Raw genomic sequence first — 12,513 nt, 5'->3', positions numbered from 1 at the left:
CGGTCTCTCTATGGTCTTGGTTCGTGGAAGCGGTTCAAGGCACCCTCGACGAGCTCGGCACCCCGCTCAGCGAGGTCACGTTCGTCGTGTTCGACCTGGAGACGACAGGCGGCTCGCCCGCGGAGGACGCGATCACCGAGATCGGGGCGGTCAAGGTGCGGGCGGGCGAGGTGCTGGGCGAGTTCTCCACGCTGGTCGATCCCGGGGGGCCGATCCCGCCGTTCATCTCGGTGCTGACCGGCATCACCGACGCCATGGTGGTGGCCGCGCCGCGGATCGAGGCGGTGCTGCCGAGTTTCCTGGAGTTCGTCCGGGGGTCGGTGCTGGTGGCGCACAACGCGAGCTTCGACACCCGTTTCGTCAAGGCCGCCTGCGCCGCCCACGGCTACCCCTCCCCCGCCAACCCGGTGGTCGACACCGTCGATCTCGCCCGCCGGGTGCTCACCCGCGACGAGACGCCCAACGCCAAGCTGGCGACGCTGGCCCGCTTCTTCCGCAGCCCGGTCGAGCCGTGCCACCGGGCGCTGCAGGACGCGCGGGCCACGGTCGACGTGCTGCACGGGCTCATCGAGCGGGCCGGCTCCTTCCAGGTGCACACCCTGGAGGAGCTCAAGTCGTTCGTCCGCGCGCCGACGCCCGAGCAGCAGCGCAAGCGCCACCTGGCCGACTCCGTGCCGCACGCGCCGGGCGTCTACCTGTTCGAGGACGAGCGCGGCGAGGTGCTCTACATCGGCAAGAGCACCAACCTGCGCAACCGCGTGCGCTCCTACTTCACGGCCAGCGAGACCCGGCCGCGCATCAGGGAGATGATCGGGATCGCCGACCGGGTCCGGCACATCGTCTGCGCGACCGCGCTGGAGGCCGAGGTCAGGGAGCTGCGCCTGATCGGCGGCGCCAAGCCCCGCTACAACCGGCGCTCCCGCTTCCCCGAGAAGATGGTGTGGCTCAAGCTCACCTCCGAGCCGTTCCCCCGGCTGTCGATCGTGCGCGAGCTCAAGGACGACGCGGCCACCTATCTCGGACCGTTCACCAGCGCCCGGCAGGCCGACGACGCGCGCATCGCGCTGCACGAGGCGGTGCCGCTGCGCCAGTGCACGCAGGCGCTCGGGCCGCGCACCCGCAGGGCGGCCTGCGTGCTGCACGAGATGGGCCGCTGCGGCGCGCCGTGCGAGGGCAGGGAGAGCCCGGCGGACTACGCCGCGCATGTCGAGGCCGCCCGGCGGGCCATGACCCTCGACGCGACGCCCGTGTTCGCCGCCGTCGCGGCGCGCATGGAGCGGCTGTCGGTCGAGCAGCGCTACGAGGAGGCGTCGGTCGACCGCGACCGGCTGGCCTCGTTCGTCCGGGCGGCGGCCCGCATGCAGCGGCTCAGCGCCCTCACCCGCATCCCGCAGCTCGTGGCCGCGGCGCCGGCCTTCGGCGGCGGCTGGGACGTCCACGTCGTCCGCTACGGGCGGCTGGCCGGGGCGGGGGTCCTGGCCAAGGGCGCGCATCCCACGCCGTTCGTGGCCTCGCTCACGGCCTCGGCGGAGGCCGTGCTGCCGGGGCCCGGCCCCGTGCACGCGGCGAGCGCCGAGGAGACCGAGTGCATCCTGCGCTGGCTGGAGTCGCCGGGGGTCCGGCTGGTGGAGGTCGACGGCGAGTGGAGCCTGCCCGCCCAGGGGGCCGCGCGGCACAAGGCGCGCATCGACCTCGCCTACCGCCACCTCGATCAGGGCCGCGGGCGGGAGGGGCGGCCTTTGCGGTAAACCGATACAGTTGATGCATGGTCACGGCTATCGTCCACATCAAGGCCGAGGTAGACCGGATCACGGAGGTCGCCGAGACGATCGCCGAGATCGACGGGGTCAGCGAGGTCTACTCCATCACCGGCGACTACGACCTGCTCGCCATGGTCCGGGTCCCGGTCTACGAGCAGATCGCCGAGGTCGTCCCCGGGCGCGTCAACAAGGTCGAGGGCGTGCTGCACACCGAGACGCACATCGCCTTCCGCGCCTACTCCAAGCACGACCTCGACGCCGCGTTCTCCATCGGCTTCCCCGAGGCCGACTGACCCCTCCCCTGACCCGCCGCCCGGAGCCGGACCACCGTCCCCCGGGCGGCTGACGCATGCCCGCGTCCAGGGCGCTCTCAACCCCCGGGAAGACCGGCGGGCCCGGACGACCAGTGGTCGTCCGGGCCCGCGCGGTGTGGCGATGCGGTGGATCGGTCAGTGCGTGAGGCTGCGGTCCTCGTCGCCGCCGGTGCCGATGGCGGCGTGCTCGTCCTCGCCGTGACCGTGGCCGTGCCCCTCGTCCAGCGGGATCTTCTCCCCGCCGTACGCCCGGGACATCCGCGCCCGCAGCTTGCCGAGCGGCCCGCGCATGCCCTTCGGCGGGATGCCCGCGCGGTCCTCCTTCACCGGGAGCATCAGCACCGGCTCCTTGCCGCGCATGTGGGCCTCGATGTCCTCCGCCGGCGGCGTGTGGACCTCGATGAACTCACCGTGCGGCAGCCGCTTGATGACACCCGACTCCACGCCGTGCGAGATGACCGCCGCGTCGGAGCGCTGCAGGCCGAGGCACATGCGGTAGGTGATCAGGTAGGCCAGCGCCGGGCCGACGAAGATCAGCACCCGGCCGATGTAGGTCGTCCAGTTGAGGCTGATGTGGAAGTTCGCCGCGATCTCGTCGTTCGCGCCGAGCAGCCACAGCAGACCGTAGAACGTGATCGCCGAGACGCCGATCGAGGTGCGGTGCGGGTTGTTGCGCGGGCGGTCGGCGACGTGGTGCTCACGCCGGTCGCCGGTCACCCATTGTTCGAGGAACGGGTAGAGCGCCAGGCCCGTCATGACGATGCCGAGCGGCAGCAACGCCGGGATGATGACGCTCAGCGGCAACGTGCCCGCGTGGGCCGTCCCGAAGAGGTTCCACTCCCATGGCGGCATGATGCGCAGGGAGCCCTCGAGGAAGCCCATGTACCAGTCGGGCTGCGACCCCGCCGAGATGTCGGCCGGTGTGTACGGCCCGAACAGCCAGATCGGGTTGATCTGCGCGAACGTCGCCAGACCCGCGATCACGCCCAGCGTGAACAGGAAGTACGCGCCCGCCTTGGCCATGAAGGCCGGGTAGAACGGCGCGCCGACCACGTTGGTGTTGGTGCGGCTCTTGCCCGGCATCTGCGTGTGCTTCTGCACCCACATGAGCACCATGTGGGCCGAGATCAGCGCCAGCAGGATGCCCGGGATGAGCAGGATGTGCAACGAGTAGAAGCGTGGAATGACGTCCTCGCCCGGGTACTCGCCGCCGAACAGGAAGAACGTGATGTACGTGCCGACCAGCGGCAGCGAGATCGCCACGCCCTCCGTGATGCGCAGACCGGCGCCGGACAGCAGGTCGTCGGGCAGCGAGTAGCCGGTCAGGCCCTCGGCCAGCGCCAGCGTCAGCAGCAGCACGCCGATCAGCCAGTTGATCTCACGCGGCTTGCGGTAGGCGCCCGTGAAGAACACCCGCAGCATGTGGACCATCATGCCGGCCACGAAGAGCAGGGCCGCCCAGTGGTGCATCTGCCGCATGAGCAGTCCACCACGGACCTCGAAGCTGATCTCCAGCGCCGAGGCGTAGGCCTCCGACATCATGACGCCCTTGAGCGGCGCGTACGGGCCGTCGTAGGCGACCTCCGTCATGCTGGGGTTGAACCACAGCGTCAGGAACGTGCCGGTCAGCAGCAGGATGATGAAGGAGTAGAGCGCGATCTCGCCCAGCAGGAACGACCAGTGGTCCGGGAAGATCTTGCGCAGGTTGCGCTTGAGGAAGTTGGCGCCGCCGAGCCGGTCGTCCAGCCAGGTCGACGGCCCCGCGATGCCCTTGGGCACGGTGTTCAGTTCGCCGCTCACTGCTGGCCTCCCTGCATCCTGACGGCGGCCTCCGCGTCGCCGCGCTCCCAGTAGCTCGGGCCGACCGGCACGTCGAAGTCGCCCTTGGCGATCAGGTAGCCCTGCTCGTCCACGGTGATCGGCAGCTGCGGCAGCGGCCGCGCGGCCGGGCCGAAGATGACCTTGGCGCCGTCGGCGGCGTCGAACGTCGACTGGTGGCACGGGCAGAGGATGTGGTGGGTGTTCTGCTCGTAGAGCGCGGCCGGGCAGCCCACGTGGGTGCAGATCTTGGAGTAGGCGACGATGCCGTCGTGGATCCAGTTCTTGTTGACCCCGTCCTTGAGCTCCTCGGGACGGAACTTGATCAGGATCAGCGTGGCCTTGGCCAGGGCGTTGAGGTCGTGCTCGTAGCCCTCGGGGACGACCGACAGGATGCCGCCGGGCGAGTTGAAGTCGGCGGCCCTGATGGGCTGGCCGGTGCCCTCGACGACGAGCCTGAGCGGCTTGCCCTCCTTGGTCTTCTCTCCCCAGACCGTGTGGCGCAGCAGCTTGTTGAACTTCGAGGCCGGCATGTTGCTGTTGTCGAGGTCACGCAGCAGCACCAGCGGCACCAGGCCGAGCGGGGCCGCGGCCAGCAGCAGGGTGCGGCGCAGCAGCCTGCGCTTGACGAAGCCGCTCTCGTTGGCGCCCGCCACGAAGGTGTCGGCGACGACCTCGCGGTCGGGCTCCGCGGAGGCCATCTCGTGGCGCTCCTGGATGAGCGAGTACTTCGGCATGATCATCCGGACCCAGACCACGATGCCGATGGCCAGGCCCATGATGGCGACGGTGAGCGAGGCGCCCAGCGCGAGGTTGGAGTTCCCCGTCGACTCGGGCGTGCCCACCTGGAACACCACGTAGGAGATGATGAACGCGATGGTCGCGAGGAAGGTGATCGTGAAGCAGAGCGCCACGATCTTCTCCGCCTTGCGGGCCTTCGCCTCGTCCTGCAGCGTCACGCCGGGGACGTCCTTGCCGGCGGCCTCGGCCGCCTCCGCCTCGCCGAGCATCGAGGTGCCCGGTGCGGGAGTGCCGATCACGCGCTTGGGGACGCGCTCGTCCGGCTGCTCGATCTCGTGCTCGTTGTCAGTCATGACTTCTGTCGCTTCTTCGCGGTGATCCAGATGGCGGCGAGTACGAGGGCGACCATGCCCACGACCCACGCGACGATGCCTTCCGTCACGGGGCCGATGCGCCCGAGGCCGAAGCCTCCCGGGTCCTTCTGCTCACGGACCTGGACGATGTAGGCGATCATGTCACGCTTCTCTTCCGGCGTGATCGTGGTGTCGTTGAAGACCGGCATCGCCTGGGGGCCGGTGACCATCGCCTCGTAGATCTGCGTCGGGGACGATGAGTTGAGGTTGGGGGCGTACTTGCCCTGCGTCAGCGCGCCGCCCGCGCCCGCCCAGTTGTGGCACTGGATGCAGTTGGCGCGGAACAGCTCGCCACCGCGGCCGGCGTCCCCGAGCTTGGCGTCGACCTGCTCGGCGCCGGGCACCTGCGGGCCGCCGCCGAGCGACTGCACGTACGCCGAGATCTGCCGGATGGAGTCCTCGTTCACCCAGGGGGCCAGCGGCTTGCGCGGGGCCTGGGGGCCGGGGTTGGCTGCGGGCATGCGGCCGGTGCTCATCTGGAAGTCGACGGCCGCGGCGCCGACGCCGATGAGCGTGGGGGCGGTGTTGGTGCCCTCCGCGTTGAGGCCGTGGCAGCTCGCGCAGTGCGCGACGAACAGGCTCTTGCCCTCGGCCACGTCATCGACCTTGCCTGCCGCCATCGCCGCGTCGGCAGGCTTACCCGCCTGGACAAAGGCGGCGTATACCATCCCGACCAGCGCCAACGCCAAAATCAGGACGGCATATCTCGCGAGGGGATGCCGCCGCCAAGCGGTGATCCTAATCACAGAGATCCCGTTCCTTACCGAATGATGTAGATGGTCGCGAAAAGACCGATCCAGACGACGTCGACGAAGTGCCAGTAGTAGGACACGACGATCGCGCTGGTGGCCTGCTCATGCGTGAAGCGCTTCGCGGCGTACGTGCGTCCCAGCATGAACAGGAACGCGATCAGGCCACCGGTCACGTGCAGGCCGTGGAAGCCCGTCGTCAGGTAGAACACCGAGGTGTAGGCGTTAGCGGACAGGGTCGCGCCCTCTGACGCCAGCTCCATGTACTCGTACAGCTGCCCGGCCACGAAGACCGCGCCCATGAGGAAGCTGACGATGTACCAGAAGCGGAGCTTGCCGACCTGCCCCTTCTCCGCGGCCCACACGCCGAGCTGGCACGTCACACTCGACAGCACCAGGATGATCGTGTTGACCGTCGCGAACGGGATGTTCAGGTGAGCGCCTTCGGCGGCGTGCGCGCCTGCGGGCAGGAGCGCGGGACCCCAGTCGAGGCCCTTGCCGATGCTCACCGACCGGATGGTGAAGTACATCGCGAACAGCGCCGCGAAGAACATGAGCTCGGAGGACAGCCAGACGATCGTCCCGACGCTGACCAGGTTGGGTCTGCGGAACGGCTGTGCTGTCGTCGTCGAAGTTATTGCGGATGCTGTCGCCACGGGCAGCATTATTGCGGCTCCCTGGGTCGGTCCGGCGCACGACCCCCCGTTAGGAGGTACAAACCGGCCACCAACCTGGGATAATTGCCGCAAAACGCCCCTCTGGGGCGGCGGCCTGGGTCTGCACGCCGGAGCACCGGTACCATCCAGGGTGACCATACCGCTACGACCGATAGTGAGCGCGACAGTGACGTCATCAGGCAGCACCGACGACACGATGAGGGTCCTCGTCTACAGCGACGACGCCGCCACGAGGGCTGAGGTGATCCAGGCCATCGGCAGGCGGCCCGCGGCGGACGTCCCCCTGGTCGAGATCGTGGAGTGCGCCACCGAGCCGAAGGTCCACCAGTGGCTGGGGTCCGGGGAGATCGACGTGGCCGTCCTCGACGGCGAGACCCAGCCCGCCGGCGGCATGGGCGTCTCCCGCCAGGCCAAGGACGAGGTCTACGACTGCCCGCCGATCTGCCTGCTCATCGCCCGCCGCGACGACCGCTGGCTGGCCGAGTGGTCCAAGGCCGACGCCGTCGTCCCCCAGCCCCTGGAGCCCATGGTGCTGGCCGACACGGTGGCCGACCTCATGCGCCGTCGCAACTCCACCCGACTCAACGCTAAGTAGGTGCCCATGGACTCCCGGACGACCTGGCCCGCCCTGCTGTCGGCTCTTCTCGCGGGAGAGCACCTCACCTCGGACGAGACGGCCTGGGCGATGCGGGAGATCATGTCCGGCACCGCGACGCCCTCGCAGATCGCGGGGTTCGTGACCGCCCTGCGCGCGAAGGGCGAGTCGGTGTCGGAGGTGGTGGGCCTGGCCCGCACCATGCTGGAGTTCGCCACGCCGCTGCGGGTCGAGGGGCCCGTGGTCGACATCGTCGGCACCGGCGGCGACCGCGCCCACACCGTCAACGTCTCGACGATGGCCGCCATCGTCACCGCGGCGGCCGGCGCGCGCGTGGTCAAGCACGGCAACCGGGCCGCCTCCTCCTCGTGCGGGGCCGCCGACGTCCTGGAGCACCTGGGCATCCGCCTGGATCTCACGCCCGAGCAGACGGCGCGGGTGGCGAGCGAGGCGGGCATCGCGTTCTGCTTCGCGCCCGTCTACCACCCCGCGCTGCGCTTCGCCGGTCCCACCCGCAAGGAGATCGGCATCCCGACGATCTTCAACTTCCTCGGCCCGCTCACCAACCCGGCCCGGCCCACCGCCCAGGCCATCGGCGTCTACGACGCCCGCATGCTGCCCGTGCTGGCCGGCGTCTTCGCCGAGCGCGGCGTCACCGCCCTCGTCTTCCGCGGCGACGACGGCCTCGACGAGCTGACCATCGCCGGCACCTCCACCGTCTGGGTGGTCAGGGACGGCGCGGCCACGCAGACCACGTTCGACCCCCGGGTCCTCGGCATCCCGCGCGCCGACGTGGGCGCGCTGCGCGGCGGCGACGTCGCCTTCAACGCCCAGGCCGTGCACGACGTGCTGGGCGGCGCGAGCGGCCCCGTGCGCGACGCCGTGCTGCTCAACGCCGCCGCGGCCCTGGTGGCCCACGAGGGCCCCGGGGACGACCTGGACGCCTCCATGAAGGCCGGCTACGAGCGCGCGGCCCAGGCGGTCGACTCAGGGGCGGCCAAGGCCGTCCTGGAGCGCTGGGTCGAGGTCAGCGGCTCGTTCTGAGCCCCCGGCTCGCTCTGAGCCCCCGCACGACCGGGCCGCGGGCTGAGCCCGCACCTGAGCCCGCACGGCGAAGGCGCGCCCCCGCGCGAAGGAGGGCGCGCCTTTCTCGTGCTCAGAACGTGATGGTCGGGCCCGCCTTGAGCGTGCTCCACTTCAGCCACTCGTGCCACTTCTCCTGCCAGTGGCCCCAGCCGTTCGTCGGCTCCAGCTTGCGCGGCGTGCCGGTGATGATGATCGGATCGCCGATCAGGGTGTTCTTGATGAACCAGGCGGCGTTCTCCGGGCTGACGTTCACGCAGCCGTGGCTGACGTTGGAGTTGCCCTGGGAGCCGACCGACCATGGGGCGCTGTGCACGTACTCGCCGCTGTTGGAGATGCGCACGGTGTTGTAGACGGTGAGCTGGTAGTAGCCGGACTGGCCGGGTCCGATGCCCGGCGAGGTCATGACGGTGACCGGCTCACGGGACATCGCCAGGTGGATGCCGGAGGTGGTGTAGTACTTCCACTGGCCGCCCTGGCCGGCGCTCATCGGCATGGTCCTGACGCGCTTGCCGTCGCGGCGGACGTACAGCACGTGCTCGTCGGTGCTGCCCTTGGTGATCTGCGAGCGGCCGATCTTGAAGTCGAGCTTCACGTCGCGCTTGCCGTACAGGCCGGGGGCGCCGCGCACGCCGGCCAGCTTGGCCTCCAGGCGGACCTTCGTGTGGGCCGGCCAGTACTCCTTGGGCCGGAAGTCCACGTGCGAGGAGTCGAACCAGTGCCAGGCGCCCTCGACCGGCTTGCTGCTGCGCACGATGAGGTTGCGCTCGATCGAGACGCGGTCGGTGACCGGCTTGTCGAAGGTGATCATGATGGGCATGCCGACGCCGACCGTCAGCCCCGTGTCGTTCTTGTTCGGGGTGATGTTCGCGATGTCGAAGGTGCCCTTGGCCTTCACCGTCGTGAACGTGCTGGTGGCCTCGCTCCGCTTGCCCGACGGGTCCACGGAGACCGCGGTGACCGTGTAGGCGGTGCCGGGGCGGGCGGTGGCGGTGCTGCGCCAGCGGGTGCCGTCGGAGCTCAGGACGCCCGGCAGCTTGCCCGCCTTGCCGCCGTCCACGCGCACGCCGGTCAGCTTGCCGCCGGTGGCCGAGACGACCACGGGCTGGTCGGTCGGCACCTCCGCGCTCTTGTCACGCGGGGAGAACGCCACCGAGGCCGTACGAGCCCCACCGGCCATGGCGGTCGTGTCCTTCCCGCCGTCGCCCGCCGAGCACGCCGAGCAGGCCGCCAGCAGGGCCACGGCCAGCAGGCCGGCCGTTCCATACGCTCCGCGCTCCACGAATGACTCCCTCGCCCAAGGTCGGTCCGCTTCTGCCTCCTTTATTACCCTGAGTGACCGAATAGGCGCATCCGGACACTGGTAAAGAACGCCAAAAAGCGGACGCCATCCCCCAAGAGGGAGGGCGCCCGCTCAGCGGCCGGGCCCCGCTCAGTGCGAGAAGTTGCCCCGGTAGTACTGGAAGACGAACCCGATCATGGCCAGGATGACCAGGAAGACGCCGATCAGGAACATCCAGAAGCCGATCACGAACCCGGCGAAGGCGAAGGCCGCCGCCAGGCACAGGAACAGCGGCCACCAGCTGCTCGGGCTGAAGAAGCCGATCTCGCCCGCGCCGTCGCTGATGTCGGCCTGCTTGTTGTCCTCCGGCTGGGCGCCGATGCGCCGCGCGGTGAACATCAGGTAGTAGCCGACCATGAACGCGAAGCCGACCGAGATGGCCATCGCGGTGGTGCCGACCGGCTCACCCTCGCCCGTCGCCGCCTTGGTCCAGAACCAGTAGGCGACGTCGACGCCGGCGAAGAACAGGCCGCACAGCAGGAACAGCCAACCCTGGACCTTCATCAGGCCTCGACCTCCCCGGCCGGCTTGTCAGCCTTGGCGTCGCTCTTGTGGGACGAGTTTGCGGACGTGTGCGGGAAGCGCAGGTCGAACGCGGGACGCTCGGACCTGATGGGCGGCAGCGAGGTGAAGTTGTGCCGCGGCGGCGGGCAGGAGGTGGCCCACTCCAGCGAGCCGCCGTAGCCCCACGGGTCGTCCACGGTGACCTTGGGCGCGCTGCGCCAGGTCTGCCAGACGTTGTAGAGGAACGGCAGCGTGGACAGGCCGAGGACGAACGCGCCCACCGACGAGATCATGTTGAGGTCGGTGAACTTGTCGGCCGCGCTGTAGTCGGCGTAGCGGCGCGGGAAGCCCGCCACACCGAGCCAGTGCTGCACCAGGAACGTGGCGTGGAAGCCGATGAACAGCAGCCAGAAGTGCAGCTTGCCCAGCTTGTCGTTGAGCATCCTGCCGGTGAACTTGGGCCACCAGAAGTAGAAGCCCGCGAACATGGCGAACACGACGGTGCCGAAGACCACGTAGTGGAAGTGGGCGACGACGAAGTAGGTGTCGCTGATGTGGAAGTCGAGCGGCGGCGAGGCCAGGATGACGCCCGTCAGGCCGCCCAGGAGGAACGTGATGAGGAAGCCGACCGAGAACAGCATCGGCGACTCGAAGCTCAGGTGCCCCCGCCACATCGTGCCGATCCAGTTGAAGAACTTCACGCCCGTCGGCACCGCGATGAGGAACGTCATGAACGAGAAGAACGGCAACAGGACCTGTCCGGTCGGGAACATGTGGTGCGCCCAGACCGTGATGGACAGACCCGCGATCGCGATGGTCGCGCCGACGAGGCTGATGTAACCGAAGATCGGCTTACGGCTGAAGACCGGCAGGATCTCGGTGACGATGCCGAAGAACGGCAGCGCGATGATGTAGACCTCGGGATGCCCGAAGAACCAGAACAGGTGCTGCCACAGCAGCGCCCCGCCGTTCTCGGAGTCGAAGATGTGCGTGCCGAGCTTGCGGTCGGCCTCCAGCGCGAGCAGCGCGGCGGCCAGCACCGGGAAGGCCATCAGCACGAGCATGCTGGTGAGCAGGATGTTCCAGGTGAAGATCGGCATCCGGAACATCGTCATGCCGGGGGCGCGCATGCAGATGATCGTGGTGATGAAGTTGACCGCGCCGAGGATCGTGCCGAGACCGGACAGCGCGAGGCCCATGAGCCACAGGTCGCCGCCGATGCCGGGCGAGTTGATCGCGTTGGAGAGCGGCGTGTAGGCGAACCAGCCGAAGGAGGCCGCGCCGCCGGGGGTGAAGAAGCCGCTCACCGCGATGATGCTGCCGAACAGGTAGAGCCAGTAGCTCACCATGTTGAGGCGCGGGAAGGCCACGTCGGGGGCGCCGATCTGCAGCGGCATGAGCTCGTTGGCGAAGCCGGCGAACAGCGGCGTCGCGAACATGAGCAGCATGATCGTGCCGTGCATGGTGAACAGCTGGTTGAACTGCTCGTTGCTGGTGAACTGCAGCCCCGGCTGCGCCAGCTCCGCCCGCATGATCAGCGCCATCACGCCGCCGATCAGGAAGAACACGAACGACGTGATGAGGTACATGTGCCCAATGATCTTGTGATCAGTGGACGACATCCACTTCGCGATGATCTGGCCCTTGGTGACGGGCCGGATGACCGGTGTGCGGACCGGTGGATCTTGGATGGCGGTCACTGGGCGCTCCCAGCCTGGTTTGTCGCGATGTACTGGTCGAACTCTTGCTGCGAGACGAGCTTGACGGAGAACAGCATGCGGCTGTGGTCGACACCGCACAGCTCGGCGCAGCGCCCGGCGTAGACGCCCGGCTTGTTCAGGGTCGTGATCTGGAACTTCCGGCCCGGGTTGCCCTCGGGGATGCCGGGGATGACGTCACGCTTGAACAGGAACTCCGGCACCCAGAAGGAGTGGATGACGTCGTCCGTCGACAGGTCGAACTCGACCTTCTGGTTGACCGGAAGGACGAGCTGCGGGCCCTGGTTGTAGTCGTGCACCGGCGTGCCGGCGACCGGCTTCGACTCCTTGCCGTTGAACGTCGTCGTGAAGCGCCAGCTCCACTGGAACGCCTCCACCTTGACCTTGACCGGCGCGTCGCCGTCCACCTTGGTCAGGGCCTCGCTGTCGCGCGCGGTGAAGAAGAAGAACACCGACACCATGACCAGCGGGATCAAGGTGTAGAGCATCTCGATCGGCAGGTTGTAGCGCACCTGCGGCGGCAGGTCGGCCTTGGCCCGGCGCTTCCGGTGGAAGAAGGAGGCCCACAGAATCAGGACGATGACGACGGCGCCCGTGGCGAGCGCGGCGATCCAGGCCCCGTTCCACAGGGACTGGACTATGCCGCCCTGCACGGTGACGTGGTCGGGAAGCAAGCCACGAGACCAGTCGGCCTCGGGCACGTCATTAGCACACGCCGTAGCAGTGGCCAGCAGCAACGCCAGAGCGGCGGCGCGTGGCACCCTGCGCCGGGCCAACGAACGCCGCGTACGGCGAGTCG

Annotated in this window: 12 protein-coding genes; 4 read left to right on the top strand and 8 right to left on the bottom strand. The window is 69.0% G+C overall.

The window, feature by feature from the left end; all coding sequences use genetic code 11:
* Nucleotides 1-23 precede the first annotated feature (23 nt).
* Both Nocox_RS14695 and Nocox_RS14690 read left to right on the top strand, forming a co-directional pair.
* The gene (locus Nocox_RS14695; RefSeq protein ID WP_020541605.1) at nucleotides 24-1,748 is read left to right on the top strand and encodes a DEDD exonuclease domain-containing protein; all 1,725 of its coding nucleotides are present in this window, start codon (nucleotides 24-26) and stop codon (nucleotides 1,746-1,748) included.
* Nucleotides 1,749-1,765: 17 nt separating this feature from the next.
* Nucleotides 1,766-2,053, top strand: a complete 288-nt coding sequence (locus Nocox_RS14690; RefSeq protein ID WP_020541604.1) for an Lrp/AsnC family transcriptional regulator — start codon at nucleotides 1,766-1,768, stop codon at nucleotides 2,051-2,053.
* Nucleotides 2,054-2,209: 156 nt separating this feature from the next.
* On the opposite strand, the gene qcrB is transcribed toward Nocox_RS14690, so the two are convergent.
* Genes qcrB through ctaE form a run of 4 tightly spaced genes read right to left on the bottom strand, consistent with a single transcriptional unit; the run spans nucleotide 2,210 to nucleotide 6,460 of the window.
* On the bottom strand, nucleotides 2,210-3,874 hold the full coding sequence (qcrB, locus tag Nocox_RS14685; RefSeq protein WP_020541603.1) for a cytochrome bc1 complex cytochrome b subunit: 1,665 nt from the start codon (nucleotides 3,872-3,874) through the stop codon (nucleotides 2,210-2,212).
* A complete protein-coding gene (gene qcrA / locus Nocox_RS14680) occupies nucleotides 3,871-4,986 on the bottom strand; it encodes a cytochrome bc1 complex Rieske iron-sulfur subunit (protein WP_020541602.1) in 1,116 nt (371 codons plus the stop codon). Before qcrA ends, qcrB begins: the two co-directional genes overlap by 4 nt.
* Nucleotides 4,983-5,792, bottom strand: coding sequence for a cytochrome bc1 complex diheme cytochrome c subunit (qcrC, locus tag Nocox_RS14675; RefSeq protein ID WP_026214003.1), 810 nt, complete (start codon nucleotides 5,790-5,792; stop codon nucleotides 4,983-4,985). Before qcrC ends, qcrA begins: the two co-directional genes overlap by 4 nt.
* A gap of 14 nt (nucleotides 5,793-5,806) precedes the next feature.
* Complete coding sequence (ctaE, locus tag Nocox_RS14670) at nucleotides 5,807-6,460, bottom strand: aa3-type cytochrome oxidase subunit III (RefSeq protein WP_026214002.1); 654 nt, start codon at nucleotides 6,458-6,460, stop codon at nucleotides 5,807-5,809.
* Between the two features lie 208 nt (nucleotides 6,461-6,668).
* On the opposite strand from ctaE, the gene Nocox_RS14665 reads away from it, so the two are divergent.
* Nucleotides 6,669-7,067 (top strand): hypothetical protein, encoded by a 399-nt coding sequence (locus Nocox_RS14665; protein ID WP_033408361.1) that lies wholly within the window; start codon nucleotides 6,669-6,671, stop codon nucleotides 7,065-7,067.
* A gap of 6 nt (nucleotides 7,068-7,073) precedes the next feature.
* Nucleotides 7,074-8,111, top strand: coding sequence for an anthranilate phosphoribosyltransferase (trpD, locus tag Nocox_RS14660; protein ID WP_020541598.1), 1,038 nt, complete (start codon nucleotides 7,074-7,076; stop codon nucleotides 8,109-8,111).
* 112 nt (nucleotides 8,112-8,223) lie between these two features.
* On the opposite strand, the gene Nocox_RS14655 is transcribed toward trpD, so the two are convergent.
* The 4 genes from Nocox_RS14655 to ctaC all read right to left on the bottom strand — a co-directional run bounded on the left by Nocox_RS14655 (nucleotide 8,224) and on the right by ctaC (nucleotide 12,415).
* A complete protein-coding gene (locus Nocox_RS14655; RefSeq protein WP_020541597.1) occupies nucleotides 8,224-9,432 on the bottom strand; it encodes a L,D-transpeptidase in 1,209 nt (402 codons plus the stop codon).
* A gap of 150 nt (nucleotides 9,433-9,582) precedes the next feature.
* The gene (locus Nocox_RS14650) at nucleotides 9,583-9,996 is read right to left on the bottom strand and encodes a cytochrome c oxidase subunit 4 (RefSeq protein ID WP_020541596.1); all 414 of its coding nucleotides are present in this window, start codon (nucleotides 9,994-9,996) and stop codon (nucleotides 9,583-9,585) included.
* Entirely contained in the window at nucleotides 9,996-11,696 is a 1,701-nt protein-coding gene (gene ctaD, locus Nocox_RS14645) for an aa3-type cytochrome oxidase subunit I (protein ID WP_020541595.1), read from the bottom strand. The genes Nocox_RS14650 and ctaD overlap by 1 nt, the downstream gene beginning before the upstream one ends.
* Nucleotides 11,693-12,415 carry an aa3-type cytochrome oxidase subunit II gene (gene ctaC / locus Nocox_RS14640; protein ID WP_485020629.1) on the bottom strand — a complete coding sequence of 241 codons (723 nt, stop codon included), beginning with the start codon at nucleotides 12,413-12,415 and terminating at the stop codon, nucleotides 11,693-11,695. Before ctaC ends, ctaD begins: the two co-directional genes overlap by 4 nt.
* Nucleotides 12,416-12,513 lie beyond the last annotated feature (98 nt).

The organism is Nonomuraea coxensis DSM 45129 (assembly GCF_019397265.1).
GTDB lineage: Bacteria > Actinomycetota > Actinomycetes > Streptosporangiales > Streptosporangiaceae > Nonomuraea > Nonomuraea coxensis.
Note: the sequence above shows the minus strand (reverse complement) of the source record. Positions and strands in the feature narration are given on the sequence as shown.

Coding starts and splice junctions, on each gene's coding strand:
- Nocox_RS14690 (WP_020541604.1), top strand. CDS start 1,766: ATGGTCACGGCTATCGTCCACATCAAGGCCGAGGTAGACCGGATCACG.
- ctaE (WP_026214002.1), bottom strand. CDS start 6,460: ATGCTGCCCGTGGCGACAGCATCCGCAATAACTTCGACGACGACAGCA.
- Nocox_RS14650 (WP_020541596.1), bottom strand. CDS start 9,996: ATGAAGGTCCAGGGTTGGCTGTTCCTGCTGTGCGGCCTGTTCTTCGCC.
- Nocox_RS14665 (WP_033408361.1), top strand. CDS start 6,669: ATGAGGGTCCTCGTCTACAGCGACGACGCCGCCACGAGGGCTGAGGTG.
- trpD (WP_020541598.1), top strand. CDS start 7,074: ATGGACTCCCGGACGACCTGGCCCGCCCTGCTGTCGGCTCTTCTCGCG.
- qcrA (WP_020541602.1), bottom strand. CDS start 4,986: ATGACTGACAACGAGCACGAGATCGAGCAGCCGGACGAGCGCGTCCCC.